Source organism: Alkalibacillus sp. S2W (genome assembly GCF_046764385.1).
Lineage (GTDB): Bacteria > Bacillota > Bacilli > Bacillales > Alkalibacillaceae > Alkalibacillus > Alkalibacillus almallahensis.
Window position 1 is genome coordinate 1,414,178 of sequence record NZ_CP177234.1, and the last position, 26,438, is coordinate 1,440,615.

Annotated in this window: 28 protein-coding genes, 1 tRNA gene and 1 pseudogene; 26 read left to right on the forward strand and 4 right to left on the reverse strand. The window is 40.3% G+C overall.

Features of this window, described 5'->3' with window-relative positions:
• Window positions 1-24: 24 nt before the first annotated feature.
• The 6 genes and pseudogenes from ACKXGF_RS07630 (at window position 25) to ACKXGF_RS07655 (ending at window position 6,026) form a co-directional block, all read left to right on the forward strand.
• Entirely contained in the window at window positions 25-429 is a 405-nt protein-coding gene (locus ACKXGF_RS07630; RefSeq protein ID WP_411953214.1) for a MerR family transcriptional regulator, read from the forward strand.
• Window positions 430-456: 27 nt separating this feature from the next.
• Window positions 457-1,791: a type I glutamate--ammonia ligase gene (gene glnA, locus ACKXGF_RS07635; RefSeq protein ID WP_411953215.1), complete on the forward strand. Its 1,335-nt coding sequence runs from the start codon at window positions 457-459 to the stop codon at window positions 1,789-1,791.
• A 208-nt stretch (window positions 1,792-1,999) separates the two neighbouring features.
• A pseudogene (locus tag ACKXGF_RS07640) lies at window positions 2,000-3,326 on the forward strand (IS3 family transposase).
• Between the two features lie 869 nt (window positions 3,327-4,195).
• Window positions 4,196-4,423: a hypothetical protein gene (locus ACKXGF_RS07645; RefSeq protein WP_411953216.1), complete on the forward strand. Its 228-nt coding sequence runs from the start codon at window positions 4,196-4,198 to the stop codon at window positions 4,421-4,423.
• Window positions 4,424-4,426: 3 nt separating this feature from the next.
• Window positions 4,427-4,756: a YolD-like family protein gene (locus tag ACKXGF_RS07650; RefSeq protein WP_411953217.1), complete on the forward strand. Its 330-nt coding sequence runs from the start codon at window positions 4,427-4,429 to the stop codon at window positions 4,754-4,756.
• A gap of 13 nt (window positions 4,757-4,769) precedes the next feature.
• Window positions 4,770-6,026 (forward strand): DNA polymerase IV, encoded by a 1,257-nt coding sequence (locus ACKXGF_RS07655; RefSeq protein ID WP_411953218.1) that lies wholly within the window; start codon window positions 4,770-4,772, stop codon window positions 6,024-6,026.
• A gap of 32 nt (window positions 6,027-6,058) precedes the next feature.
• Here ACKXGF_RS07655 and lexA read toward each other — a convergent pair whose 3' ends face one another.
• Complete coding sequence (gene lexA / locus ACKXGF_RS07660; protein WP_167260320.1) at window positions 6,059-6,679, reverse strand: transcriptional repressor LexA; 621 nt, start codon at window positions 6,677-6,679, stop codon at window positions 6,059-6,061.
• 201 nt (window positions 6,680-6,880) lie between these two features.
• Between lexA and ACKXGF_RS07665 the strand changes: the two genes are divergently transcribed.
• The 8 genes from ACKXGF_RS07665 to ACKXGF_RS07700 all read left to right on the forward strand — a co-directional run bounded on the left by ACKXGF_RS07665 (window position 6,881) and on the right by ACKXGF_RS07700 (window position 13,810).
• Window positions 6,881-7,114, forward strand: a complete 234-nt coding sequence (locus ACKXGF_RS07665; protein ID WP_411953219.1) for a DUF896 domain-containing protein — start codon at window positions 6,881-6,883, stop codon at window positions 7,112-7,114.
• An 89-nt stretch (window positions 7,115-7,203) separates the two neighbouring features.
• On the forward strand, window positions 7,204-9,213 hold the full coding sequence (tkt, locus tag ACKXGF_RS07670) for a transketolase (RefSeq protein ID WP_411953220.1): 2,010 nt from the start codon (window positions 7,204-7,206) through the stop codon (window positions 9,211-9,213).
• Window positions 9,214-9,309: 96 nt separating this feature from the next.
• Complete coding sequence (gene sirA / locus ACKXGF_RS07675) at window positions 9,310-9,741, forward strand: sporulation inhibitor of replication protein SirA (RefSeq protein ID WP_411953221.1); 432 nt, start codon at window positions 9,310-9,312, stop codon at window positions 9,739-9,741.
• Between the two features lie 119 nt (window positions 9,742-9,860).
• Window positions 9,861-10,109: a YneF family protein gene (locus ACKXGF_RS07680; RefSeq protein WP_167260328.1), complete on the forward strand. Its 249-nt coding sequence runs from the start codon at window positions 9,861-9,863 to the stop codon at window positions 10,107-10,109.
• Window positions 10,110-10,556: 447 nt separating this feature from the next.
• On the forward strand, window positions 10,557-11,918 hold the full coding sequence (ltrA, locus tag ACKXGF_RS07685) for a group II intron reverse transcriptase/maturase (protein WP_411953222.1): 1,362 nt from the start codon (window positions 10,557-10,559) through the stop codon (window positions 11,916-11,918).
• A gap of 184 nt (window positions 11,919-12,102) precedes the next feature.
• Window positions 12,103-12,807 carry a cytochrome c biogenesis CcdA family protein gene (locus ACKXGF_RS07690; protein WP_411953223.1) on the forward strand — a complete coding sequence of 235 codons (705 nt, stop codon included), beginning with the start codon at window positions 12,103-12,105 and terminating at the stop codon, window positions 12,805-12,807.
• 71 nt (window positions 12,808-12,878) lie between these two features.
• A complete protein-coding gene (locus ACKXGF_RS07695; RefSeq protein ID WP_411953224.1) occupies window positions 12,879-13,322 on the forward strand; it encodes a Na(+)/H(+) antiporter subunit B in 444 nt (147 codons plus the stop codon).
• Window positions 13,323-13,324: 2 nt separating this feature from the next.
• Window positions 13,325-13,810, forward strand: a complete 486-nt coding sequence (locus ACKXGF_RS07700) for a CcdC family protein (protein WP_411953225.1) — start codon at window positions 13,325-13,327, stop codon at window positions 13,808-13,810.
• A 17-nt stretch (window positions 13,811-13,827) separates the two neighbouring features.
• Here ACKXGF_RS07700 and ACKXGF_RS07705 read toward each other — a convergent pair whose 3' ends face one another.
• Both ACKXGF_RS07705 and ACKXGF_RS07710 read right to left on the reverse strand, forming a co-directional pair.
• Entirely contained in the window at window positions 13,828-14,283 is a 456-nt protein-coding gene (locus ACKXGF_RS07705; protein ID WP_167260337.1) for a DUF2621 family protein, read from the reverse strand.
• A 27-nt stretch (window positions 14,284-14,310) separates the two neighbouring features.
• A tRNA-Sec gene (locus ACKXGF_RS07710) sits at window positions 14,311-14,398 on the reverse strand.
• 216 nt (window positions 14,399-14,614) lie between these two features.
• Between ACKXGF_RS07710 and ACKXGF_RS07715 the strand changes: the two genes are divergently transcribed.
• The 12 genes from ACKXGF_RS07715 (at window position 14,615) to ACKXGF_RS07770 (ending at window position 24,988) form a co-directional block, all read left to right on the forward strand.
• Window positions 14,615-15,205: a hypothetical protein gene (locus ACKXGF_RS07715; RefSeq protein WP_411953226.1), complete on the forward strand. Its 591-nt coding sequence runs from the start codon at window positions 14,615-14,617 to the stop codon at window positions 15,203-15,205.
• A 1,981-nt stretch (window positions 15,206-17,186) separates the two neighbouring features.
• Window positions 17,187-17,429 (forward strand): helix-turn-helix domain-containing protein, encoded by a 243-nt coding sequence (locus tag ACKXGF_RS07720; RefSeq protein WP_411953227.1) that lies wholly within the window; start codon window positions 17,187-17,189, stop codon window positions 17,427-17,429.
• A 21-nt stretch (window positions 17,430-17,450) separates the two neighbouring features.
• On the forward strand, window positions 17,451-17,699 hold the full coding sequence (locus ACKXGF_RS07725; RefSeq protein WP_411953228.1) for a helix-turn-helix transcriptional regulator: 249 nt from the start codon (window positions 17,451-17,453) through the stop codon (window positions 17,697-17,699).
• Window positions 17,700-18,161: 462 nt separating this feature from the next.
• On the forward strand, window positions 18,162-19,427 hold the full coding sequence (locus ACKXGF_RS07730; RefSeq protein ID WP_411953229.1) for a DEAD/DEAH box helicase family protein: 1,266 nt from the start codon (window positions 18,162-18,164) through the stop codon (window positions 19,425-19,427).
• 94 nt (window positions 19,428-19,521) lie between these two features.
• A complete protein-coding gene (locus ACKXGF_RS07735; protein ID WP_411953230.1) occupies window positions 19,522-20,235 on the forward strand; it encodes a CGNR zinc finger domain-containing protein in 714 nt (237 codons plus the stop codon).
• Window positions 20,236-20,341: 106 nt separating this feature from the next.
• Window positions 20,342-20,503 (forward strand): hypothetical protein, encoded by a 162-nt coding sequence (locus ACKXGF_RS07740; protein WP_411953231.1) that lies wholly within the window; start codon window positions 20,342-20,344, stop codon window positions 20,501-20,503.
• Window positions 20,504-20,543: 40 nt separating this feature from the next.
• Window positions 20,544-20,678 (forward strand): hypothetical protein, encoded by a 135-nt coding sequence (locus ACKXGF_RS07745; protein ID WP_411953232.1) that lies wholly within the window; start codon window positions 20,544-20,546, stop codon window positions 20,676-20,678.
• A complete protein-coding gene (locus tag ACKXGF_RS07750; RefSeq protein WP_411953233.1) occupies window positions 20,678-20,875 on the forward strand; it encodes a hypothetical protein in 198 nt (65 codons plus the stop codon). Before ACKXGF_RS07745 ends, ACKXGF_RS07750 begins: the two co-directional genes overlap by 1 nt.
• A 2-nt stretch (window positions 20,876-20,877) precedes the next feature.
• Complete coding sequence (locus tag ACKXGF_RS07755) at window positions 20,878-21,252, forward strand: hypothetical protein (protein WP_411953234.1); 375 nt, start codon at window positions 20,878-20,880, stop codon at window positions 21,250-21,252.
• A gap of 179 nt (window positions 21,253-21,431) precedes the next feature.
• Window positions 21,432-22,070: a hypothetical protein gene (locus ACKXGF_RS07760; RefSeq protein ID WP_411953235.1), complete on the forward strand. Its 639-nt coding sequence runs from the start codon at window positions 21,432-21,434 to the stop codon at window positions 22,068-22,070.
• A 24-nt stretch (window positions 22,071-22,094) separates the two neighbouring features.
• Window positions 22,095-22,520, forward strand: a complete 426-nt coding sequence (locus ACKXGF_RS07765) for a hypothetical protein (RefSeq protein ID WP_411953236.1) — start codon at window positions 22,095-22,097, stop codon at window positions 22,518-22,520.
• An 86-nt stretch (window positions 22,521-22,606) separates the two neighbouring features.
• The gene (locus tag ACKXGF_RS07770) at window positions 22,607-24,988 is read left to right on the forward strand and encodes a hypothetical protein (RefSeq protein WP_411953237.1); all 2,382 of its coding nucleotides are present in this window, start codon (window positions 22,607-22,609) and stop codon (window positions 24,986-24,988) included.
• A 272-nt stretch (window positions 24,989-25,260) separates the two neighbouring features.
• On the opposite strand, the gene ACKXGF_RS07775 is transcribed toward ACKXGF_RS07770, so the two are convergent.
• Window positions 25,261-26,238: a tyrosine-type recombinase/integrase gene (locus tag ACKXGF_RS07775; protein ID WP_411953238.1), complete on the reverse strand. Its 978-nt coding sequence runs from the start codon at window positions 26,236-26,238 to the stop codon at window positions 25,261-25,263.
• Between the last annotated feature and the right edge of the window lie 200 nt (window positions 26,239-26,438).

Here is a 26,438-nt window from a genome sequence, read left to right on the forward strand (position 1 = left end):
TTATTTATATTGGAGGTGTTGGTGATGACTAATCGAGATCGTAAGGCTTTACCGTTATTCCCTATCAGCGTTGTTACAGATTTAACTGAGCTTAGCGCTCGTCAAGTCCGTTATTACGAAGATAAGGGACTCGTCATGCCTGTGCGATCGAAAGGAAATAGACGACTATTTTCCTTTTACGATGTCGATCGTTTACTCGAAATTAAAGAATTGATCGATCAAGGCGTCAATCTTGCCGGCATCAAACAAGTCTTGAAAGTTAAAACAGAACAACAAGAGCAAAATCATCAGAAGGAACCGGCTTCAGAAGAGACTGAGAAAATGTCAGAAAAAGACTTACACAAAATGTTACGACGTGAGTTGATGGAGTCTGGTTATATGAATCAATCATCACTTGTTAAGGGAGAGCTTTCGCGGTTCTACCATTAACTGAATAAATTTGAGGAGGCGTTTATTTTGGCTAAATTTACAAAAGATGAGATTTACAAACGTATAGAGGAGGAAAACGTTCGATTTATTCGTTTACAATTCACGGATTTATTAGGCACGATCAAGAACGTTGAAATTCCACTCAGTCAGCTAGATAAAGCACTTGATAATCAAATGATGTTTGATGGTTCTTCAATTGAAGGATTTGTACGTATTGAAGAATCAGATATGTTATTACATCCAGATTTAGATTCATTCGTTGTCTTTCCATGGACTTCAGATAAAGGTAAAGTTGCACGTTTCATTTGTGATATTTATAATCCAGACGGTACTCCATTTGAAGGTTGCCCACGTTACAACTTAAAGCGTAATTTAGAGCGCATGGAAAAACTAGGGTATACAGCATTTAATATTGGTACAGAGCCAGAGTTCTTCTTATTCAAATTAGATGAACGCGGTGAGCCAACAATGGAACTAAACGATAAAGGTGGCTATTTTGACTTAGCTCCGACAGACTTAGGTGAAAACTGCCGTCGCGATATCGTATTAGAATTAGAGGAAATGGGCTTTGAAATCGAAGCTTCACACCACGAAGTTGCGCCAGGACAACACGAAATTGACTTTAAATATTCAGATGCGGTTAAACACTGTGATGATATCCAAACGTTCAAGCTCGTCGTTAAGACGATCGCGCGTAAACACGGATTACACGCGACATTCATGCCTAAACCATTATTCGGCGTGAACGGTTCAGGGATGCACGCCAACATGTCATTATTCGCGGGCAAAAAAAATGCCTTTTATGACGAAAATGCGGATGAACAGTTAAGTGAAGTAGCACACCAATTTACAGCAGGTATCATCAAACACGCGGTTAACTTCACAGCTGTAACAAACCCAACTGTAAACTCATATAAGCGTTTAGTGCCAGGTTACGAAGCGCCTTGTTATGTAGCATGGTCTGGTCAAAACCGTAGTCCATTAGTACGTGTTCCTTCATCTCGTGGTTTAAGTACACGTATTGAAGTACGTAGTGTTGACCCAGCAGCCAATCCATATATGGCTATGTCAGTCATGTTGGCAGCTGGTTTAGATGGTATTGAAAATGAACTAACAGCACCAGAACCAGTTGATCGTAACATTTATGTGATGGATAAAGCAGAGCGTGAAGCAAATGGTGTTCAAGATCTACCAGCAACACTTTATGATGCTTTACAATACTTAAAATCAGACAATGTGATTAAAGAAGCCCTTGGTGAGCACTTAACTGAGCACTTCTTAGAAGCAAAAGAAATCGAATGGGATATGTTCCGTACACAGGTTCACCCATGGGAGAGAGAACAATATTTAAGCACTTACTAAAGTGTTTAAAAACCCCTTGCCATAGTGAACTATACCCCAGTTAGTGGACTTATTAAAAAAAGTCCCTAGCTGGGGTTTGTTATGTTATGGACACCCCCCTGTTATAATGGAATGAATCAGATTAAAGGAAGACCTCAGGAGCCAGACATGCTGCTTCTTACAGGAGCCTCTATGTCTGTAACGGATGTCAATGAAAGGGGTATTGAACATGAGTCAAACGATATTCACAGCTAAACAAATGGAACGGCTTGAACAAAACCCATACGTCGATAAAGTTTCAGATCGCTCGATCTCCTACAACTCAGAATTTAAGGTCCAAGCTGTTGAGGAAAATTTGAATGGCAAAGGGCCTCAACAGATATTTGTTGAACATGGTTTTGACCTCGACAGCATTGGATATGCCAAGCCCCAACAGTGTCTAAAACGTTGGCGCAAAACGTACGATACTTATGGCAAAGAAGGGTTTCGAACAGAACGACGAGGCAAAGGGGCAACAGGTCGACCGTCTAAACAAGATCTAACACCTGAAGAAGAACTTAAGCAAGCTGAAGCTCGCATCAAATATTTGGAAGCTGAAAATGATTTTCTAAAAAAGCTCGACGAACGCGAAAGGCAGGCGATGAAGAAGCACCGTTAAAGCCATGTGAGACATATGAAATCATTGAACGAACCATGAGAATGTACCAATTAAATGGAGTAACGACGCATTTATGTCAATTAGCAGGGGTTAGTCAAAGCGGCTATTATAAATGGCTCAAAAACGAGCCAGCTAGGCAAGAAGCTGAACGACAAGATGAACAGGCGTTTCAATTGATTGAAGATATATTCTTATCACTCAATGGCAAGGCAGGGGCGCAAACCATTCAAATGATTCTGGAGAATGATGAAGGTATCGTCATGAATCTCAAGAAAATTCGGCGGATCATGAAGAAATATGGCTTAATCACGAAAGTGAGACAAGCTAATCCCTATAAGAAAATGGCTCAGGCAACACAAGAACATAAAACATGTGATAATCTCGTGAATCGGGCGTTTGATCAAGATGAACCTGGCAAGGTATTATTAACAGACATCACGTATTTATATGATGGTCATGGAAACGTATCTTACCTTTCAGCTATTAAAGATGCGGCGACACATGAAATTCTAGCACACCACGTGTCCTCGTCTTTAAGAATGGACATCGTTTATGAAACGTTAACGCATTTAGTTGAGAATGGTTTTGAAATGCCACCTGAGAGCTTTTTTCACTCTGACCAAGGCTTTCACTATACGCATCCCATTTTTCAACAACAGCTTAAAGACATGGGATTCACCCAATCGATGTCACGCAAAGGCAACTGTTGGGATAACGCCCCAATGGAATCTTTCTTCGGTCATTTGAAAGATGACATAGACATCAAGCTTGTCACACGATGGAGGAGGTTAAAATAATGATTCATGACTATATAGCCTATTACAATTCATCAAGATACCAATGGACACTAAAAAAGATGACCCCGAATCAATATCGAGGTCACCTTTTAGCCGCCTAGTTTTTTATTAAATTGTCCACTTTTAAGGGTACAGTTCATAGGGTTATGGCAAGGGGTTTCTTTCTTGTTGAGAGCTTTAGAGTTGGAGAGGGAATTAGTTGATTATCCATGTATTCTTACCAATCCTGTTTTTTTGACAATTGATTTTATGTACTCATCATTTATGTGTAGTTAGGGGATATCAAAGCGTATTATATTAAATTAAGCTCACCCAATGATTGCCATATCAAAAAAGCTAGTATGATAGAAATTGAACCTATAAGCATCCAAGAAGTTATATTTTTTGGGCTGCGAAGATTATGATATAAGATGTATAGTAATAACCCAAAAACGAAAGGCATTAATAACCATAATAATAGGTAAACAAGTAGTGAAAGCATATTTGATCTCCTCAAAAACCCCTTATCAAACTAATTTAATGATACGGCTTTTCATAAAATATCTCAATACGATGAATTATTTATCGATTGATCTTCACAGTATGTTGGTTACAAATAATGAGTGTATACTACAAATGATAAAAAAATATGAATATTAGTAGAGCTTAATTTAGATGAAAAGACTTGCTCAGCCATTTTCCATTTATCCCTTCTAAATCTTTGTAACACATGCAATTAATTGATAAATTTTTTATTTTAATGCAATTGAAAGAGACGATCCTTCTTTGAACGAACTCTGTCGCTATTAAGTGAATTCGTTTTAATGAAACTATCCAAAACAGGTTTAACCTTGCCGAACTCCTAGCAACGTGTTGTTGTTAGGAGTTTTCATTTGTTGGTAGTTAATGACATATTGAAATGTATTGCTTTTAAGAATGAGGGTATGCTATAATACGAACAAACGTTCTTGTTACGAGGAGGTTATCAATTATGGGACAGTTATTACCATCATCACTTCGTTACCATAAGAAATTAGAAATGGTCTACATTGATCATCACCATAATATGACGCAACGAACAGTGAGGATTATTAAAGTGGATAATCGTCGAATCCTTGCTTATTGTTTTACACGGCAGGCTGTTCGTTCTTTTCAAAAAGATAATATTTTAGCCATTTATCCGATAAATCACAATCAAAATAAACGAATGGAGGCTTAACTCATGATGCACCATGATCGCGGCAGTATTAAATGGACGTCACTCATGCTTCCAGAGCATGTTGATGCACTTCAAGATATATGGCAAGTGCAAAACGACCGGCAACCACCAATGCTAGACGACCAACAGCTTAGTTATTATATTCATGTGTTAACTGAGGCTTATCAAACGGGGGAACCTATTCATATTGTTTATTATAAAGCTAATGAATTTCGAGAGATGAACGGATGGGTTCTAGACTGGAGTGAACAGGATCAAGCAGTACGGATTCAAACGATGGATGATGAACGCAAATGGATTCCTCTCAGACATATTAAAGATATGATGGAATAAAGGTGTCGCTATGATGGATTATCGTTTATATCCGAGGCATGATGTTCTTTGTATTGATATGCGTTCATTTTATGCGAGTGTTGAATGCATGAAAAGAGGGCTCAATCCGCAAACAGCACTCTTAGCCGTTGTCGGTGATCCGAATCGACGTGGCAGTATTGTGTTGGCTGCATCTCCTGCTTTGAAAAAGAAACACGGTATCAGCAATGTGAGTCGTTATTTCGAGCTGCCTGAAGACTCTAACATCGTGATTGCGCCAGCTCATATGGGTGATTATTTAATAGTATCCTTGGAGATTACAAAATTAATGATGCACTTTGTTCCAAAAGAAGCGATTCATGTTTATTCTGTTGACGAATTATGGTTAACAGTCGATGGTTTAGAACCTTTATATGGATCAACCCACACGATCGCAGAAAAAGTTAAAGCAAGCATTCGGGAACAATTCGGAATTGATTCGGTTATTGGAATTGGTGATAACAAGTTTTTAGCGAAGGTGGTTATGGATTTACATGCGAAAAAATCACCGAATGGGATTAGTGAATGTCGTTATGAACAGGTCGCAGACAAACTGTGGCCGATTGAAATCGAAAACATTTGGGGCATTGGCTCTAAGATGAAAGGCCATCTTAATCGCATGGGGATCGTGACCTTAGGGGACTTAGCTCAATTTTCACAATCACATTTAAAAAAACGCTTCGGCATTATGGGCGAACAATTGTACTGGCATGCGTGGGGAATTGACTTAAGTCCTGTGATTGGCCAATTCACTAAGACAGAACAAAAAGGGTACGGTCATGGCATTACACTACTTAGGGATTATACCGAGGATGAAATCAAAGCCTGTCTCCTTGATTTATGTGATGAAGCATGTCGGAGAGCGAGGCGTGATGACCGCGCAGGACGCACGATACATTTAGCGATTCGTTATACAGATGAAATGGGGCAACATTTTAGCCGTTCTCGGTCGATTGATGTCCCGACAAATGACACGATGGAAATGTATGATGTGTGTATGCAGTTGTTTGAAGAATTCCATACGGAGGGCGCTCATATTCGTAAAGCATCAGTGACTTTAACCAATTTAACGGACGATATTGGCACACAACTTAGTCTGTTTGATAATCGTGCTGATAGAAAACAGTTAAATGAAGCGGTTGATCATATTCGCGAACGATTTGGTTCGACTGCTATTTTGCGAGCTAGTAGTTATACATCAGGAGGAATTGCGCTCGATCGTGGTCAAAAAATTGGTGGGCATTACGAATAAACCCGCGTATGTTAAAACATACGCGGGTTTTATTAATGAATATCACGGTATACGCCAATCACTTTACCTAAAATAGTAACGTGGTCTAAAATGATGGGTTCCATTGATGTGTTTTCTGGTTCAAGACGATATTGATGACTGTCCTGGAAAAAGCGCTTGACCGTAGCTTCATCTTGTTCAGTCATAGCAACAACAATATCACCATTTGCTGCTGTCGCTTGCTTACGGACGATAACCAAGTCATCATTCAGAATACCAGCTTCAATCATGCTGTCACCTTGAATTGATAAAATAAAAACATCATCTTCAACTGTCGCTTGAGTATTAGGTAAAGGAATATATTCCTCGATATTCTCTATAGCTGTAATAGGCTCACCTGCTGTTACTTTACCAACCAGTGGGGCATACATAGCATGACGCTCTTGTACAGTTTGCTGATCTTCGTGTGTGATTTCGATTGCACGTGGTTTGGTTGGATCACGACGGATATAACCTTTCTCTTCTAATCGTGATAAATGTCCATGGACTGTTGAACTGGATGCTAAACCAACCGCCTCAGCAATTTCACGAACAGATGGTGGATACCCTTTTGCTCGGACTTCTTCCGAAATAAACTCATAAATTTGCTTTTGTCGTTTTGATAATTTTGTCATTCCGCTCACCTCATCACCATATCCCATGATAGAATAGCTTCCTAATAATAGTTACATTATACCAACTATTCACACAAAAAACAAACGTTCGTTCGTGTTTTAAACACAATTCTTGTTTTTACATGGTGTACGATTTAAAATAAAGTTTGGAATAGAAAATTTAAGGCAAAATAAATGGATAAAGGCAAAAGGAGTATTATAATGTTATCTCAAGATAAACTCGACCGGATCAATGAACTGGCAAACAAAAAGAAGACAAAAGGATTAAATAAGAAAGAAGAGAAGGAACAAAAGGAACTACGTCAAGAATATTTAGAAGCATTCCGTTCATCATTTAAAGGCCAATTACAATCCATGAAAGTCGTGGATCCAGAAGGACAGGATGTAACACCTGAAAAATTAAAGCAAGATCAAGAAAATAATAAAAAACATTAAAATTATGACGATATTTGTTGGTGTTTTTTGTTAGAATAGAAATGTTGATAAATCTAACAGAATCGCAATATTGAAGGGAGAATTTAGTTATGAGTCAAACGACAGAACAATTATCAATTAATACGATTAGAACATTAACGATTGATGCAGTAGAAAATGCAAGTTCAGGGCATCCTGGAATGCCAATGGGAGCTGCACCAATGGCCTATACACTATGGACTAAAATAATGAATCACAATCCGAATCATTCAACATGGTTTGATCGTGATCGCTTTGTTTTATCAGCTGGACACGGGTCTATGCTTTTATATTCATTGCTTCATTTGTCTGGATATAATGTTACGTTAGATGATCTAAAGTCATTTCGTCAGTGGGGTTCTAAAACACCTGGCCATCCAGAATACGGGCATACTGACGGTGTAGAAGCAACGACTGGACCACTTGGACAAGGTTTGGCAATGGCAACAGGTAAAGCAATGGCTGAACGCTTCTTGGCTGCAAAATACAATACGGATGATCATCCAGTCGTTGATCATTACACGTATGCGATTTGTGGCGATGGTGACCTAATGGAAGGTGTCTCACAAGAAACCGCATCATTAGCAGGTCATTTAAAACTTGGAAAACTAATTGTGATGTATGATTCAAATGATATTTCACTTGATGGTGACTTAAACCGTTCATTCTCTGAAAGTATTGAAGACCGTTATAAAGCATACGGTTGGCAAGTCATTGTTATCGAAGACGGGAATGATACTGACGCGATAGAAAACGCGCTAAAAGAAGCGAAAGCAAACACTGATCAACCAACTATGATCGAAGTGAAAACAGTAATCGGTTATGGTGCACCTAATAAATCAGGTAAAGCAGACGCCCATGGTGCTCCACTTGGTGAAGATGAACTGAAGTTAGCCAAAGAGCATTATGGTTGGGACTATGAAGAATCATTTTACATCCCAGATGAAGTAAAAGCCGACTTCAAAGAGAAAGTACAAGAGCGTGGCGCTCAAGCAGAAGCGAAATGGAATGAGCTTCTAGAGTCTTATAAACAAGCACATCCTGAACTAGCGAAAGATTTTGAACGTGCCATTAATGGCGACCTTCCAGCAGGATGGAACGCTGACTTACCAGATTATGATGAGAATTCGAAAGCTTTAGCAACGCGTGCCGCTTCAGGTGAAGTATTAAATGGATTAGCTGCAAACATTCCTAATTTAATCGGTGGTAGTGCTGATTTAGCTGGATCAAATAAAACAACATTAAAAGGCGAGGACGACTTTAAGCCTGCTGACTATAGTGGTCGCAACATTTGGTTTGGTGTTCGTGAATTTGCTATGGCATCTGCCTTAAACGGCATGGCTTTACACGGTGGTGTAGAAGTTTATGGCGGTACATTCTTTGTCTTTAGTGACTATTTACGTCCAGCTCTACGCCTTTCAGCCTTAATGGGCGCACCCGTCACATATGTGTTAACACATGATTCCATTGCGGTTGGTGAAGATGGTCCTACACATGAACCAGTTGAACAATTACCATCACTACGTGCAATGCCACATCTTGATGTGATTCGTCCAGCAGATGCTAATGAAACGAAAATGGCTTGGGAGCTATCGGTTGAGTCAACTGATCATCCAACTGCTTTAGTGTTAACACGCCAAGGTTTACCCGTGTTACCTGAAACAGATGAATTAGCACGTGAAGGTGTCCGTAAAGGTGCATACGTATTAAAACATGCAGACAAAGAACAACCAGATCTAATTCTTTTAGCAACAGGTTCTGAAGTACAGCTTGTTTATAAAGCAAGTGAGCAACTGAAAGAAGAAGGAATTGATGCTCAAGTTGTGAGTATGCCATCATGGGCACGCTTTGAAGAACAGACTGAAGAATACAAAGAAACAGTTCTTCCATCGAATGTTACCAACCGCTTAGCCGTTGAAATGGCTTCACCATTTGGTTGGGAGCGTTATGTAGGGATCAATGGTGATGTTCTTGGCATTGATACATTTGGCGCATCAGCACCTGGTGGAGAAGTTGTTGAAAATTATGGCTTTAATGTTGAGAATGTCGTGAAACGTGCAAAAGCGGTATTAAACAAATAATACTAGCTTTCGAGCAAGTTTTCACCTGCGTATAGTGTGAAAACGACAAATTTTGATTAGGAATATTGATACGCTTGTCCAAAAGGAGGGCAATTCATGTATCAATATTCCTTATATTTTGTAAAACCTGACTATGTGAATGATTTCTATTATAGAGTTGATGTATTATATCGTTTTTTGAAGCAATGTCATGACAAGATTTTAGATGAACAATTAGTTAGTACTGTTTTAGATCAACCTTCATTTATGCATTTTATTCAGGCATGGGCTTATTATGATCAAGACCATCAATACCTAGCTCAATTAGATCAACAAAAAGTTGTGTTACATAAAGGACAGGAACAAATAGTCGTAACAGGCACTAACGAAGCGATTAATGTTTATACTCAGTCATTTTCACAACTAGAATATGTTTTGTTTCCTTGGTTAAAACAGTGGAACCCACGAACGTTCATCGTCAATTATGATACCATGGAATGCGGATGGATCCTTCCGTTAACCAATCGTGCCTTTGATATTACGATCTAATTTGACTATGCATAGGTACTATTTCAGGAATTCGACAAGACTTCATGAAAAGCTATTGTCATAGTAGATAAGTTTTACTATACTGTATAAAGACAATGAGATAGGAGGAAAATGAAGCAATGGATATACTATGGGTTGTATTAATTGCTATTGCCACATTGATTCTTGGCCTTCTTGCAGGCTTTTTTATTGCTCGTAAGACAATGATGAGTTATCTGAAGAAGAACCCGCCGATCAATGAGCAAATGTTACGTACGATGATGACGCAGATGGGACAAAAGCCATCGCAGAAGAAAATCAATCAAATGATGAAGTCCATGACACAACAGATGGACAATGACGATAAGAAGAAGAAAAAAGATAAGTAGCAAAAAAAGAATGGGTGCGATACCCATTCTTTTTTAGTTTGCCTGGCATGGGTGAGCTCTAACGGGTGAAAGTCCTGAGTGCGACCTGGTAGTGGTAAGCACATAGTCGAAGGCAAGGGTGTCCATGGTGACATGGAATCTGAAGGAAGCCCTAGACAAATCTCTGGTCTGACGAATAGAAACTATATAAGAGGCAACGTATGAGGATAAGACTGCTAAAGAAGTTGAAGTCCTATAACTACTCATATCATGCGGTGTAAATATAGCAGATAGATGGAGAGAAAGAGCTCGCACCTTAACCAGGGAGGTCTCATTATCTACATCAAAGACTTGTAGTGATATAAGTTTGGATGATGAGAAGTCAGCTGAAGCCGTAGTAGTGAAGACATCTAACGAAAGTTAGAAAGAGCGAAGGGCTGAACAATTTTATGGTTACGGAAATCTCGATTGGAAGAGGAAAAAGACCACTGGCATACCGCGTTAAAGTGGATACCATCTTTACGAGAAAGAAAGGAAGTAACAAGCATGTACGATGAAAAACTGTTGGACTTGATTCTTAGGAAAGATAATCTTGACGAGGCACAAAAACGCGTCATTAAAAACAAAGGTGCTGCTGGTGTGGATGGCATGACGATTCAAGAGTTGCCATCATATATGGTGGAAAATCAAAAGAATATCATCCGCCAAATCAAACGAAGAGAGTATCAACCAGCACCAGTCAAAAGGGTTGAGATTCCTAAAGATAATGGGGGAGTTCGCCTACTAGGCATTCCAACTGTGGTTGATCGGGTTATTCAACAAGCAATAACACAAGTTCTAACTTCCAAGTTTAACCCACAATTTCATGAACATAGTTATGGGTTTAGACCAGGACGAAACGCTGAAATGGCGATACGTCAGTCACTTGAATTTATGAATGAAGGTTACGAATGGGTGGTGGATATAGACCTTGAACGTTTCTTTGATACGGTCAATCATGACCGTCTTATGAACCTTATTTCGAGAACGGTGAAAGATGGCGATGTGATCTCACTCATTAGAAAATTTCTAGTAAGTGGGGTGCAATTAGATGAAGGGTATAAGGAGACCATCATAGGAACACCACAAGGTGGCAATCTATCCCCGTTGTTAAGTAACATTATGTTGAACGAGTTAGACCAAGAACTCGACAATCGAGGCCTTCGCTTCGTTAGATACGCTGATGATTGTATCATTATGGTCAAAAGCGAGATGTCCGCGAATCGCGTTATGCGCTCGGTATCAACATTTATCGAAGAGAAGCTTGGCCTGACCGTCAACACAACGAAATCAAAAGTAACCAAACCCAATAACCCTGATTTGAAGTTTCTTGGTTTTGGCTTCTTTATAGATTACCAAAGTCATGAGTATAAAGCAAAGCCACATCAGACATCCATCGAAACGTTCAAATATAAACTGAAACAGTTAACCAAAAGAAATTGGAGTGTTGATACGAAGTATCAAGTGGAACGGATTAACCAACTCATAAGAGGTTGGGTTAATTACTTTAGGATAGGTTATATGAAAAGCCTTTTGGACCGTGTTGACTCCCATACGAGGATTCGCCTAAGAGCGTGCATATGGACAAAGTGGAAAACACCTAAGAACAGGAGAAAGAATCTAATTAAATTAGGCATGAGTAAATACAATGCTTACAGAAACAGCTATACAAGTAAAGGTGCGGTTCGCACCGCTTACTCCTGGATTCTTACAACCACAATAACCAACAAGAGACTAGCCCAATTCGGGCTAGTCTCCTCTGCACGACATTATAAGAAAGTACGTGTTTAAATAAAATTGAACCGCCGTATACGGAACCGTACGTACGGTGGTGTGAGAGGTCGGAGGTTAATCACCTCCTCCTACTCGATTGAGTGATTTTCATAAATCCGTCAATGAATAAGCCTACAAACGAGCGTTATGTTTGATACGATGGTAATATATAAATGTAAGAATAGGATTAGGAGCGTATACCATGACGGATTTAAATATTTTCCTTGCATTTGGTGCAGGAATTCTCACGTTCATATCACCTTGTGTTTTACCTTTATATCCTGTCTTTTTATCTTACGTGACAGGAATGAGCGTAGAAGAGTTAAAAAATGATAAAGCCATGTTAAGAAGGCGAAGTATGTTACATACGTTGTTTTTCTTAATCGGCTTTTCTTCAGTGTTCATCATGCTTGGCTTCACGGCATCGTTTATAGGTGGAACACTATATGCTTATAGTGATTTGATTCGACAAATTGGCGCTATATTAATTATTTTCTTTGGTTTAGTTATGGTTGGCTTTTTTAACTTTGATTTCTTGATGAAGGAGAGAAAAGTCACGTTTAAAAATAGACCAGTGGGGTATTTGGGGACATTATTAATAGGTGCGGCCTTTTCGATGAGTTGGACACCATGTACTGGGCCTATTTTGGCAGCGATCCTATCGCTTGCAGCAACAAACCCTGAATCAGGTGTCGTAATGATGTCAGCTTATTCACTTGGCTTTTCAATTCCGTTCTTCATCATGTCATTCTTCATTGGTAAAATGAATTGGATCAAAAAGTATGCACAGAAAGTCATGACAATTGGGGGATATATCTTAATTGTATTAGGATTTGTACTATTTTTTGATTGGTTAAAAATCATCACATCTTATTTAGCTAATTTATTCGGATTCCAAGGCTTTTAAGGATTGAATGGATGTCTCGAATCACCTATAATTAACTTACAAGGTCAAGGTTAAAGGAGAAACAGACGTATATGATTAATCAAAATGATATTATCTTAAAAACTATGACGCAGCTGATCACATTTATTTTAATCGGTTTCTCAATTTATTTATTTTTTGCTGGTCACAATGCACCTGGAGGAGGCTTCATTGGAGGCCTCATGACAGCTTCTGCTATTATATTAATGTATATGACATATGGTTATGAGAAGGTATCGAAAATATTGCCGATTAATTTCACAACCCTATTTATTGTCGGGGTTGGTATTGCTGCTTTATTTGGTGTCGGAAGTTTTATCTTTGGAGAGCCATTTTTATCACAAAATGCAGCGTATTTTCAGTTACCAATCTTAGGGAAAACTCACTTATCTACAGCATTAATATTTGATTTCGGAATATATTTAGCTGTGATTGGCGTGAGTATGACCATCATTTTAACAATTGCGACTGATTCAAAAGAAGAAGAGGTTGAATAATCATGTTTTCATTCTTGGATCATCCATTTGTTGGAACGGCCATAACCATTATGGCTATAATCATGGCTAGTGGTATGATAGTGGTTCGACAAAGAGCTTCAAAAAAACCAGCAAGTATTAAGAAAATCATGTTACCCCCCTTGTTTATGAGTACTGGGGCACTGATGTTTGCATTTCCATATTTTCGAATCGAATGGATTTTAGTCTTAGAAGCCATAACTGTAGGGTTGTTATTTTCAATAGTACTTATTCTTACGTCTAAGTTTGAAATTTACAATCAGGATATTTATTTAAAACCATCTAAAGCATTAGGAATCGTTTTAATTGGATTACTAGTTATTCGTGTAGCTTGGAAATTAGCCATAGGCGAATCGATTTCAGTAGGTGAGACCAGTTCAATGTTTTATTTATTAGCATTTGCTATGCTAGTGACTTGGCGAATTGGTATGTTAGTTAAATTTATCAAATTAAAAGCAACATTATCATAAAAAAGCGGAAGTCAAGGTTATGTTCCTTGGCTTCCGCTTTTATAATTTCGCTCTAGTAAATGTTCATAAGGCGAAAAATCGATTTCTTTTTCTTCTAATCGTTTGATTAAAAATTTATGATCACGTTTAGGGGTTGCTAATATATAGCCTTCAATCAGCAGGTCTAATGTTATGCTTTTTGCCCGGCGCTCAAGAGCCAGTTGGCCAATCTTAGCTCCAATTTTCTGTTTTGCCACATCTTGAAAAATATCAGGAACTGGCTCAACTAATTCATTAAGTAAAGCTTTTTGGTCTTCACTCCACAGATCAATCGTCTGATCAACATAGTATTCTTCCCAATCAATAATTGATTTACCGTCTTCTTTGGGGAGTTTTTTCAAAAACTTACGAAACATAAAATAGCCACCGATTGCTAGTAAAACAAGCATGATAAACGACCATATCAGTAATAGAATTCCAATCGTAGTTGACATAGACCTCACTCGCTTCATGATATGCATTGGCGGGACTGTGTGGGAATCGAACCCACCGGAGACGGCACGCGCCTCCCGAACGGTTTTGAAGACCGCTCACCTTTGACGTAGTCCCATAAACGGGGGATTCTCCGTAGTCCCACCGTATTATATTTTCGATTGTTACGTACTCACTCGTTAATTAATACGGTTTTTATTATAACGGAGTGAATTACGTGAGGCAAGCTAGAAATATTGTACGAAAGGGAAGACGAGGGGGAGTCGACGGCTTCCTTTTTATTTGTCGGATTATGTTAATATAGGTATAACGAAATAGAGGGAGGGCGAAAGAATGGACGCAATTATAAGTGAGGTTATGAACGTAATAAGTGCGATAGATATTAACGTTTTAAGTTTAATTGTTTCGCCAGTAGCCGGTCTAATAGGTGTGTTTATCGGAAGCTGGCTTAATAGAAAATCGAGTATTGACGTACAAAAAAAGTTTTTAGCGAAGCAAATACGACTAGAAAAGTTGCAAGGCGTTTCAGAGGATTTAGGGGATTTAATTCACGTAATTTTAGAATTAAATGTTATAGCAAGTAATAGAGTGAACAATAGTATAAATGAACAAGAGTTTGAAAGCCAAAGTCATCTTCACTTTCAAAAGGTTATGAGAATTTTTAAAGATGTTCAGATTAAAGATTTATTCTTGGAAGAAGTTTACCGTAAAAAAATTGATAAGTTGAGATTGATGTACACAAAAGCATTTAATCAAACACAAAATGATTTTTTAAAAGACGAAAATATAAAAAGAAAAGAAGTGAACGAAATCCTAAATAGTGATGTTCAAGAAATTTTTTATGTAAGTGATTATGTGTATGAAATAACTAACGAGCTAAATGACGAAATAGAACGCGAATTAACAGAGCTTACAAATAAATAAGTTTATGAATACGAAAATAATCCCCGGATTTTAAATTTTTGTCGGAAATTTTCGTGTGCCCGGCAACGCCCGAAATATACGAATAGCCCCCGGGGAGTCTGACGAAATGCTGAACGAAAACTTTATCGTAGCCCTAACCGCCGAGCTAATCGGATTCAATCGAGGCAAAGACTAACGGAAAAGGCAGGAAGAAGCCGACCGGAACCTATTCCCGAAGCCCTTAACTTAGCCTTCTTTAACGTTTCCATTACGTTCCCATTTCATAACAATAACGTAGTCATAAAGTCCCGATTATACCGAGTTAGGTTTACATAATATATTCGTAACTCTTAAGTAACTACCCTCGAAATAGCCGTCAGCCTTACGGACACAAGGGACGAGAGAGGTTGACATTTAGTTTACATAATGCACCTTATACCAAGTTAAGGTTAACGAAGGGCTAGACGTCACCTTTCCATTAGCCTTGACGTACCCTTAGAACGTCCATATTAGCCGTTTATAGAACGGTAGAGGTAACGGAAAGGTCCGGCAAGGAATACGAAATAGACGGAGGTTATATGGCTTATATGAACGGTTAGAGAACGAGGGAAGGGGACGAATAGTTAACGAAAGGATTTCCGAAGGTCTTTCCGTACAAAGAGAACGGCCAGCTTCCTTGGCTTCCTCGGCTCCGGTTAGTTCCTCGGTTATTCCTCGGCTTCCCTTGCGAGTTTTTTCACTCAGCGTCCATATGAGGCGTTTTATTTCGTTTTGAAGGGTATAACCCTCGGAAGGTTATCGAAAGGCTCATACGGTCGCACAGTAACGAATATTACATAGTAGAATTAACGGCTAAAATGGCGAGATTTCCCGTGTGCCAAGGGATTTGCGGATTGTTGGCGGAAGAGGACGGCTAGCCCTTTCGTTAGACCCTAGGGGTCGTTAAAGGCTTCCGGTTAGATAGTCGACAGATAGCCGTTGGGTAGCAGTTAGAGAGAACGGAAGAGGACGGAATAGATAACCGTTAGACAACCGTTAAATAGCCGTTGAGTGGCTTCCGACTAGGTTTGCGGTTAGTTTTCCGGCAAAAGAACGGTCGGCTGAGGATTTCGGGGGAGGGTCGGCTCGTGGACGGCTTGCCCGGTATAATTCGTTCATTTCGTGTATGCCCTTCAAGTTAAGTTATTTTACGTTTAATTAACCGTACAAACTACGTTCAACATAAGTAACCATTTAACGTACCCTTTTCCGTTCTCTTCTACGTACCCTCAGTCGCTAGACCCTTTCGCTAACCTCTTACGTAACCCCTTTCGTAATCCCTTTCGTACCCTTCTCCGTAATCCTTTTTCCACAACCTTACCCGAACACTCATTCGACTTCTTCCTCGCCTTTTTGTACGAAATAACTTCCTTATTATAACTATGTCAGCCTTTCCGCTATCATTCTACGTCAGCCTAGCCGTTCCCTTCTTCGGCTTCTTCCTAGCTCTCCTACGTTAACCCTCTCGATTTCCACACCCTTCTAACGTACATCAACGTACAATACTATGTAACCTTCCCGGATTGATTTCCGGCTTTTCTGTGTAATTCGTCTTTTTTGTCGGTATATACAAGGTGAAGGGGAGGAAGGGCTTCGGCTTTCCCTTCCGTAAAAAATTTTTAACTTTTTTCGTAAAATCTGACGCAAAACACCCGCTCAGCCCTCCTTATAAGTGAGGGGAGATATAACTTTTTACCTCTCGGAAAAACACTTTACGGTTTTCAATTACGTTACTGTAATTCGTAAACTTCCGGAACGTTTTCGCTTGGAAATGACACGACAAGTTACGAAAACAGAGAACGGAGTTTATTTCGGTTTAACTTAGAGTTAGTTAATCGGAACATTCTTCGTTCTCCTCCTCTTACATAAGAAGTAAAATATTCGAATTAAGTCGGTCACCAGTTGGCCGGCTTCTTTCGTTTAAATAAAAAGTAAACAAAAATCACGAAAGGGGCACGACAGAATGGAACAGAATCAAGTTAAATTGACGGGGGAAGCCGTCAGAATTGTACGAATCAACCTCGGCATGACTCAGCGAGAGTTAGCAAGTAAAGCCGGCATTTCTCCGGCGTTAGTTTCTATGATTGAAAACGGAGAAAAGACGGTTACAAAGAAGGTCGAGCCGAAGATTCGGGAACAGTTTCCGATTTCTGACGAGGCTTTGACGGAACTAGTCGAGGCTATTCAACGTATTCAAAAAGGTTAATTAAAAAGGAGAGGTTACGAAATGGAAAACAGAAGGTTAACGAAAGAGAAGGTAATGGACGAAAGAAAACGATTAGATATGACTCAAAAGGAACTCGGAGAAAAGGTCGATTTATCAACGGCTACAATCGCAGGGATTGAAAACGGCAACCAAGCCATAACGTACGAAAACGAACTTAAGTTACGAGAAGCCTTGCTACTACCTCACCCGAAGTTATTAGCAGTCGTCGAACAAGTGGACGAATATAACGTTAAAGTAACGAAAGACTAACCGACTTTCTCGAAGGGGTACGTTATGTACCTCGGTTAAATTCAATTTTAACGGCTATAACTCGCTATGTGTAACTTCAAAAGTTACATTTGGCGAAAAAAAGCCTGTTATGGCGGGATTTGACGGCATCAACCCTTAAGAGAGTGTAGTAAAAAGTTACACGGTATATAACGGGATAAGTAAACGATTAAATTTTTCGATTTAATAAACGGAAACTATAACCTCACTTCGTTCGGGAAACTCAAAAAACCGAGTTTCAAAGACTAACGTAATCTATCGTACGAAAGGGGTCAAGGCTTCTGACTGTTAAGGAAGAAGGAGGCGGTAGCCTCTTAGGGCTCGGCTTCTATCAAGTTTCGTACAAGGTATTTAACACTACTAACAAGGAAAATAGGCGTTTGGTGCCGTCAAAATTAAACGAGAACTAAAACGAATTAAAACCGAAAGGGAGAGAACGATTAAATGACGACTTTATCAAAAGAGAACCAAGACGTAAACATTACAGTTATAGATTCGATTATGGGCTCGGGTAAGACGAGTTACGCCATTCAGCGAATGAACGACTCGCTACCTTTGGAGAAATTTATCTACATTACGCCCTATCTGGAGCAGGTCGAAAGAATTAAAAAGTACGTACCTAACCGGACGTTTTACGACCCTACGACAAACAACGAGGAAGGGAGTAAATTACGTAGCCTTAAACAGTTAATTATTCGTGGCGAATGTATCGTCAGCACTCACGAGCTTTTTAAGATGGCTGACGAGGAACTTCTCGAATTACTAGACGGAGCCAATTACACACTAATTTTAGACGAGGTTATGGACGTCGTTCAGCCGGCGGACGTATCAAAACGTGATATAAAACTTCTATTAGAATCGAATAAAATTACGGTACAAGAAAATAGAGTAGTATGGAACGACGACGAATACTCGGTTAACGACCGATTCTACGACATTAAAATGTTAGCCGACAACGGTAATCTATTCTATCACCGAGGGCAGTTTCTCGTATGGGCTTTTCCGGCGGAAGTCTTTAAGGCGTTCGACGAGGTTATGGTCTTAACGTATCTATTTCACGCCCAGTTACAGAGATATTACTTCGACTTATTTAACTTTAATTATTCGTACAATGCCGTCGAGTTAATCGACCAAGGTATTTACGAGTTAGTCGAGTACGACAAGACAAACGAAGGGAGACAAGCCTTGTACGACTTAATTAACGTTCATGACGGACCGTTAAATGACGACGATAGACTAAACGCTTATAGCTCGACTTACCTTCGTAATATGGACGCCGAAAGAGCCGAACAAGTACAGAAAAATATCTTTAACTTCTTTCGTAGCTACTCGAAAGAGGACGGCAAAAAGCCAACGAACAAGGAAATTATGTGGACGACGTTAAAAGGTCCGAACGATAGTGTTAAAAAGTCGCTTTCTGGCAAGGGCTACACAAAACGTTTTGCTCCGTTAAATATCCGGGCTACAAACGATTACAGAAACGCCAGAGCCGTCGCTTACGTATATAACCGTTACATGAATCCAATCGAACGTACGTTCTTTGAGGACAACGGCGTTAAAGTAGACGAGGACTTGCTCGCCGTTTCTGACTTATTACAGTATATTTTTCGTAGCCGTATTCGAGAAGAAAACCCGGAATCTATCGACTTATACTTGCCGTCAAAACGTATGAGAACGTTATTAGAAAAGTGGGCTAATTACGAGATTTAAACGGAGATATAAAAACGAATAGATTAAACGAACAAGCCTCGAATAAACGTCGGGCTTTTTTAATTTATCAAAAAAGAGGAGAGAGGACGAGAGAATGAACGAAGGAATGACGGAGAGAGTGAACGAAATGGTAACGCTACAAACACAAGAGGTTAAAACGTACCAAAATCACGTAAAGGAAGTCGGTCAAGTAATCGACGCCCTAACCGCCAAAGGCTACGAACAAAAACAAGCGGAGGTTATCGCTTTAACAATCTACGAAACAATCACGGAGGACATAACCCATTATATGGACGTATTCCAGTCGCCCGCCGAAGAAATCGAGGAGGCTTTCGAGGAAATTACACTTAAGGAAGTCCGGGAGTTAGTCGATAGACGAGCCGAGTTAGTTAACCTCGACTGGAGGACGGTTAAGTTTAAAACGGAAAGGGTCAAGGTTTGTCGTGTTTGTCAGCTTCCGTTTTATGACGTTTCAAGAAACGGGGCAAAGGTAGCGTGCGACGACGGAGGAATCTACCGGACTTATACGGTAAAAGGTGAGGTTAGTTATCGTTACAAAGACGGCAAGCCCTTGTCAGTTTGCGAGGCTATCTATCAGCAGGAGCAGGCGACGGAGGAAACTAGTCGAGGAATAAACGAAAACCTAGTCGACTTTAACCACGTAGAAAGTACCGAAGAAGGGGACGCCCAGTTTATGGCGTTAATGGCTGTAGAAGCCAGTCGAAGAGAAGCCGAAATAGATAGCTTTGCGGATACTTTTGCGGAACAAAGAGCCGAAGAGTTTAAAGATTATCGGCTATTTTCGTAAAAGAAGGTAAAAACGTCTATATGACGTAATATTTAACGTATTTAGTAGGGGACGTAATAGCGTCCATTTTTTATGCGAAATTTTAACGAAAGAAGGAGGCGAAGGAATGAACGAAACGAACGAATTAAACGAGGCTAGCGTCAGTGATTTAATCGAATACTTAGCGACGTTAAACGACATACAAAAGTCTAGTGACGTCAAAGTCTACTCAGAAATGTATAGCGTCATTAAACGCTTAAACGAACGACTAGAGCTTGAAATCGACTAACAAAAAACGAAGGGGAATGAACGAATGAACGAACGAACGAATGAAGGAACGACAGACCGAGCAAAAGGCGAACGATTTAATTATGGAAATAACGAAAGAAAATAGCGAACGAATCAGCGACGATTTAACGAAGATAATCGGCAGGCTAGACGCTATTCAAGGCGTGAAAAACTGATGGAACTTTGGCGAATGGAGCCCGGCAGTTTTGCCGTCTATTTAACCGAAAAGGAAACGATAAAGCAAGCCGACAAAAGCTCGGATTTTAAACGAATGGCGGAGTACCAAAAAGCCGACAAAATTAAAGCCGTCCAGTTTCGTATAAAAGCCGAGGACGAAAGAGAAGCACGCCAAAAAACGAGGGGGCTAACGTAGGATTGCGAAAGTTTTACGCTTATGTATTGCCGAAAAGTGAGTCGGAGGAAGCCGGAGAGACGGCGGTCGGAATCGAGGAATATAGCGAAGGAAAGACGAGGTCAATTCACTCGTTATATATTAACGAGCCGTTAAGTCACAAAAGGCGGATTAAATACGTTTTAAATTACGTTAATAGCTTGCTTGCCGACGACGAAAGAGCCAAGGTGCAAGCCGTTAATGTCCGGAGGGCTGGCGTTAAGTTAGCCGACTGGGAGGACGTTTTAATTTACGAGAAAAAATATCGTGAAAAAGACTTTGAGATAGCAAAAGAGTTATGTAACGACGCTTTGGAACGAAAGGGGAGCGTTCGATTATTGCACGACGAGATGGAGTAACGAAGTTTGAAGGACGTAAGCAGTCGAATAAAAAATCGAGTAACACCAAGTATGGCGACAGTCAGCCGAACTGGATTAGGAATTTAACCGAAGAAAACGAAGATTTACGGCATTTATACAAACCGATTAAAAAGTGGCAAATGCCAAGAAAACAAAAAAGAAAAGGGAGACGATAGAAAATGACAGATATTAAGAAGTTTGAACAGTACGAGAAGGAAATCGAGAACGCCGTTAAAGCGTTCAAAAAAGCGGATAAAGACATGCACAAGTCAGAAAATCCGTATTTTACGCCGGAAGTTATCGACTATGAATTGAAGCTACAAAAAGAAACGTTAGAAAAGACGGTCAAGGAAACGAGAGAAAAGTTTAATCGAGAAATCGAGGAAACAATCGAGGAGCAAAAAGAACGGGCTAACCGAAGCTCATTCCACGTTAGTCAGTCGAGTAAAGACTTCGTAGAAAACACGGTAAACGAAGCCGTCGCCGATATTTCGCTAGCGTTAAACGATAAAGAAGCGTTAGAAGGCTTTAAGCGTTTCGAGGATAAGCTCGATAGCATGAACGAAGCCGAGCTTTATCATTTACGTAAACAGTTGCCGGGAATGTTGAACGAACTAGCTGACGCCAACGACACGATTAAAAGCAAGCTACGTATGACTAACTCGGCTTTATCCGAACTTAAAACGGAAGAAGAAACGTTATTAGAAGAGCTTGAAAATCTCCAATTAAAAGGCGTCGACTTCACTTTCCGTCGCTTGAAAATGACTCACCGTTTTTACAAGCCGAATAATAACAATACCGTTATCAGAACGTGGTAAAGAGAAAAAAGGGGCGACTGGATTATGACGATAAAGACCGAACGAAAAAGAAAACTAGTCCATAAAACGCATGGCTTTGTTCACCGAATATCTAACGTTATGCCGACCGAAGGTTACATGACGAAAAAAGACGTCAAAGAGCCAAAAGTCGAGGTCAAAAGCGAGAAAAATAAAATGCAGTTACAATTACCGAGGCACAATTTTAAAACGGTAGAAGAAGAAATGTATATCGAGGCGTTATATCAAGCCGGCTTTAATTACGCCCAAGCCTGCTTTAACGTACTTTACGCCATAGAACACGAAAAAGGGCAACAAGAGCTTAATAAACGTAAAATGCACGTCAGAAAAGCGGAAGAGAAATATATGGAAACGTTAGATTTATACATTACAGGGCTCGAATTAGAGCTCGCAGAAGCCGAGGAAGAAGAACGGGAAGCTCGCCGAAATTAAACGGCGGGCTTTTTTCGTACATAAAAACGCTAACCTCCGAATTAAAGACGAGGTTAAAAACTTAAATGAAAGGAGGACGAATAAATATGGCAAATGCAAAACGTAATATATCGTTTAAAATAAAAGCGATAGACGACTTTACGAGAACAATGGAGAACTTCGAACGTAAAGTCAACCGGTTAGAAAATAGCGTCAAAGACGTACCGAACATGAGTACGACTAATTTCCACGCTGAAACCTCCGAGTTTAACAAGAAGGTTGACCGAGCTGAAAGAAAAGTCGATAGCTTTCCGAACTTTGTATATACTCACTTTTCGTCAAACTACAAAAAGTTTAGGGGCGACTTAGCTCGATTATCCGACGCTTACCGGGACTTTTCCGTAATAAGTAAAGAAATCGGCGTCGGCGGGCTATTAACGGCGTTACCTATGCTCTCGCCTCTCGTCGCTAGTACGGCAGGAGGACTCGGGGCTTTATCAGCCGGACTTGTCGGAGCCGGGGGAGCAGTCGCCGGATTCTCAGCGGTAGCCGTTCCTGCGATTACGAACGTATTCAGTGCCCGAGAAAAACTTCACGAGCTAGAGAAGGCGGTCGCCAACGCTGACACCGAAGAACAAAAGGCTCAAGCAATCAAGGCGTTAGAAGAGCACTACGACTCTTTGTCAGACGCTCAACAAAGAACGATTGATAAGATGGATAACTTCTCGTCATTTTTCAGTGACTTTGCGAAGCAGTTTGAGACGCCAGTTTTAAATACGTTTATCGGAGGCATGGACGCTCTTAAAACAATTTTAACGACGTTAGAGCCGTTAATTCAATCGTCAGTCAAAACGGTTAGCGACTTGATGGCGTCGTTTAACGAAAACCTTGGAAGCTCCGACGTGATGAACTTCTTTACGTGGCTAAACGAAACGGGAGCCGGTTACTTGAAAACGTTCGCCAAGGCAGTCGGTAACTTTGCCGTCGGGCTTATGAATATGTTAGTTGGCTTTGACCCGTTAGCGAAATCATTCTCGGAAGGCTTTCTCGATATGTCCGAGAAGTTTAGACAGTGGGCTTCGACGTTAGAAAATAACGAGGCTTTCCAGAAATTTTTAACGTACGTACAAGAGCAGGGGCCGAAGGTGCTTAATTTAATCGGTAACTTGGCGACGTTCCTCGTCAATCTAGGCGTGGCAATGGCTCCGCTTGGCGAGAAAATTCTATCGTTAGTTAATAGCTTTCTCCAGTGGATAAATGGCGGGTCAGCAGTCGCTAACATTATTACGAAGCTAATCGCTTACCTTCCCGTTTTCATTGGCGTTATTAAGCTATTAGCAACGCCAGTATTAGCGATTATTAATTTATTTCGTACACTCTGGCCGGTACTTTCAAAGGCTTGGACTTACGTCAGAATGGCGGGCCCTATCCTCAAGAAAGCCGGGGCGTTCTTTTTACGCTTTATTAATCCAGTAACCGCAGTTATTACAACCGTAGTATTACTAGGAATGGCGATATATAAACACTGGGACAAAATTAAGGCGATTACGTTAAAAGTGTTCTCGGCAATAGGAACGTTCTTAAAGGCGACTTGGAAAGTCATTAAATCGGCAGTTGTTAACGTTGTAACGACTATTAAAGACGCAATCGTTAACCGTTTCCGTCAAACAAGGGACGGCATTTCTAACTTTTTAACGTCAGCTTGGAACGTGATTAAGTCGATATGGAATAGTATTCTATCGTTCATAACTGGCGTAGCCCAGTCGATATGGCAGGCGATTTCGTCACGTTTCCAAAGTATCGTATCGACAATCAGTAGCTTGTTATCGTCCGCTTGGTCGACGGTTACTCGAATTTGGAACCGAATTAAGTCGACGATTAGTAGCGTACTAGGTAGCGTAATCAGCACCGTTAAACGTAAATTCGGCAATGTTGTCGACGCTATTTCCGGGGCGATAGGCGACGCTAAAGATTTCGTCAGTGACGGCGTAGACCGAATAAAGGGCTTCTTCGACATTGACTTGTTTGCTTCGGGTAAAGCGATGATTGATAGCGTTAAAGACGGAATCGTTTCCGCAAAGGATTCAGCAATCCGTAAGGTTAAAGAAATAGCCGGAAATATCCGTGACCTATGGCCGTTCTCTCCTGCCAAGGAAGGACCTTTACGAGATATTGATAAAATGGACTTCGCAGGTCCGATAACGAAATCAATCGACAAGGCTAAAAATCCGATAGTTGGCGAAATGGAACGTATACTAAACGTAGCCGAAATTCAAAACGGATTTAAAGGTTACAACGGTAAAGGCGCCGGGCTCGACTCTTCTCGTTATAATCGTACAAGCTCAACGGAAAACGGCAGAGTAATTTACGAAATTCATAACGTAACTGAGTTAAACGGCAAGGTGATAGCCTCAGAAACAAAACGCTATACGGACCGAGAGCTTGAAAAGTCCCGACAGGGCAATCGCAAGGCGAAGGGGCTCTCGTAGCCTTCTAACTTGCATTTTTTGTTACTCAGCGTCCATATAAGCGTTTGAAATCGTTATAAGACCTATACCCTTCGGAAACAATTTCGAGGGTCTTAAAACGGCACACAGTTAAAAAACTCGCAAAAGGACGCCGGGAAAAGCTATAAATCTCTCCAAAATCGAATAAATTAACGTTTAATCTCTCCGATTAAATAGACGAAACCCGTCAGCGTAATTGCTGGCGGGCTTTTTCGTTATCTATGGCGTTTCTATTCGTTCGTAGCTATTCGTTTCTATAAAGCTAATCCGTTTAACGGCGAGAAATTCTCGTGTCTATCCTTAACGTTAGCGCTCGCCATTTGGACGTATCTCCTCGTCATTGACATATCTTTATGTCCAAGTATTTTCTGTAACGAAAACGGGTCGCCTCCGTTCATGATATAGAATAAGGCTCCAGTGTGTCGTAAAACGTGCGGGCTAACTTGTTTATTTATTCCCGCTTCTTTGGCGTAATCTCGTAAAAACGCCCTAACCGTATTACTTGTTAATTCTGTTCCAGTGTACGTTAAAAATATTAAGTCACTGTCAAAGTCGGCTGTCTCTCGTAAAAGCTCCGACAATAGCTTACAAGTCTTGTACGAAAGGGGAACCGCTCGCCCTTGGCGTGTTTTAACCGTACTACCTTCGAGGTACAAAATACCTTCTTCGAGGTTAAGGTTACGTCGCTTCGCTTGCATTAACTCGCTAACCCTCGCCATAGAATCGAGTAACGTTAGAATAATAACCTTGTTACGAAAGTCAGTAAACCACTCGGAAGAGTATCGACTTACCGTCCCGATTAATCGCTCTATTTCCTCGACTTCTAACGCCTCCAAGTTATCAATCGGCGCCCGGACTTTCTTAACGTACATATTTAACGCCTCATTTATATAACCTTCTTCGTAACAAAACTTCAAAAAGGCGTGCATGGTCCGGAGTCTAACGTTAACCGTGTTCGGGCTATACTTTTCGATTAAAAATGTTTTGTAGTCGAGAAAGAGGTCGGGAGTCAAGTCGTTTCTATTAACATCGTTCCCGTCGAGATAATCAAGGAAATAACCGAACGTCTTCTCGTAATCATCAATCGTTCGCTGACTCATTCCGTCCGCCTTTTTGTAACGAATAAAAATCCGGTGCATATCCTTTAACGTTAAGTTAGCCGTTTTGTTCGTAATAGCCGTCTTTTGTTCGTTATGCTTCGATTTAACACCTTGCCGTTTTAGTTTACGCATAAAACACTCGCTCCTTTTCGTTCTATTAAATAGGAAGTTTTTCGAGCGAGTACGTTACGAAACCGTGACAATAAAATACGGAGAATGTCGTTCTTGATTAGTGCGGTCTACGGAAAACGGTCTGTTACGGTCTAGTTTTATATCGGTAAAAGACCGTGACAATAGGATAGTCATACGAAGGGATTCTACGTTGAGTTAAA

Bases quoted from the DNA above. Each gene is read 5' to 3' on its own strand.
- ACKXGF_RS07630 (WP_411953214.1), top strand. From the start codon at position 25: ATGACTAATCGAGATCGTAAGGCTTTACCGTTATTCCCTATCAGCGTT.
- ACKXGF_RS07645 (WP_411953216.1), top strand. From the start codon at position 4,196: ATGGGACAGTTATTACCATCATCACTTCGTTACCATAAGAAATTAGAA.
- ACKXGF_RS07650 (WP_411953217.1), top strand. From the start codon at position 4,427: ATGATGCACCATGATCGCGGCAGTATTAAATGGACGTCACTCATGCTT.
- ACKXGF_RS07655 (WP_411953218.1), top strand. From the start codon at position 4,770: ATGGATTATCGTTTATATCCGAGGCATGATGTTCTTTGTATTGATATG.
- lexA (WP_167260320.1), bottom strand. From the start codon at position 6,679: ATGACAAAATTATCAAAACGACAAAAGCAAATTTATGAGTTTATTTCG.
- ACKXGF_RS07665 (WP_411953219.1), top strand. From the start codon at position 6,881: ATGTTATCTCAAGATAAACTCGACCGGATCAATGAACTGGCAAACAAA.
- tkt (WP_411953220.1), top strand. From the start codon at position 7,204: ATGAGTCAAACGACAGAACAATTATCAATTAATACGATTAGAACATTA.
- sirA (WP_411953221.1), top strand. From the start codon at position 9,310: ATGTATCAATATTCCTTATATTTTGTAAAACCTGACTATGTGAATGAT.
- ACKXGF_RS07680 (WP_167260328.1), top strand. From the start codon at position 9,861: ATGGATATACTATGGGTTGTATTAATTGCTATTGCCACATTGATTCTT.
- ACKXGF_RS07690 (WP_411953223.1), top strand. From the start codon at position 12,103: ATGACGGATTTAAATATTTTCCTTGCATTTGGTGCAGGAATTCTCACG.
- ACKXGF_RS07695 (WP_411953224.1), top strand. From the start codon at position 12,879: ATGATTAATCAAAATGATATTATCTTAAAAACTATGACGCAGCTGATC.
- ACKXGF_RS07700 (WP_411953225.1), top strand. From the start codon at position 13,325: ATGTTTTCATTCTTGGATCATCCATTTGTTGGAACGGCCATAACCATT.
- ACKXGF_RS07705 (WP_167260337.1), bottom strand. From the start codon at position 14,283: ATGTCAACTACGATTGGAATTCTATTACTGATATGGTCGTTTATCATG.
- ACKXGF_RS07715 (WP_411953226.1), top strand. From the start codon at position 14,615: ATGGACGCAATTATAAGTGAGGTTATGAACGTAATAAGTGCGATAGAT.
- ACKXGF_RS07720 (WP_411953227.1), top strand. From the start codon at position 17,187: ATGGAACAGAATCAAGTTAAATTGACGGGGGAAGCCGTCAGAATTGTA.
- ACKXGF_RS07725 (WP_411953228.1), top strand. From the start codon at position 17,451: ATGGAAAACAGAAGGTTAACGAAAGAGAAGGTAATGGACGAAAGAAAA.
- ACKXGF_RS07730 (WP_411953229.1), top strand. From the start codon at position 18,162: ATGACGACTTTATCAAAAGAGAACCAAGACGTAAACATTACAGTTATA.
- ACKXGF_RS07735 (WP_411953230.1), top strand. From the start codon at position 19,522: ATGAACGAAGGAATGACGGAGAGAGTGAACGAAATGGTAACGCTACAA.
- ACKXGF_RS07740 (WP_411953231.1), top strand. From the start codon at position 20,342: ATGAACGAAACGAACGAATTAAACGAGGCTAGCGTCAGTGATTTAATC.
- ACKXGF_RS07745 (WP_411953232.1), top strand. From the start codon at position 20,544: ATGAAGGAACGACAGACCGAGCAAAAGGCGAACGATTTAATTATGGAA.
- ACKXGF_RS07750 (WP_411953233.1), top strand. From the start codon at position 20,678: ATGGAACTTTGGCGAATGGAGCCCGGCAGTTTTGCCGTCTATTTAACC.
- ACKXGF_RS07760 (WP_411953235.1), top strand. From the start codon at position 21,432: ATGACAGATATTAAGAAGTTTGAACAGTACGAGAAGGAAATCGAGAAC.
- ACKXGF_RS07765 (WP_411953236.1), top strand. From the start codon at position 22,095: ATGACGATAAAGACCGAACGAAAAAGAAAACTAGTCCATAAAACGCAT.
- ACKXGF_RS07770 (WP_411953237.1), top strand. From the start codon at position 22,607: ATGGCAAATGCAAAACGTAATATATCGTTTAAAATAAAAGCGATAGAC.
- ACKXGF_RS07775 (WP_411953238.1), bottom strand. From the start codon at position 26,238: ATGCGTAAACTAAAACGGCAAGGTGTTAAATCGAAGCATAACGAACAA.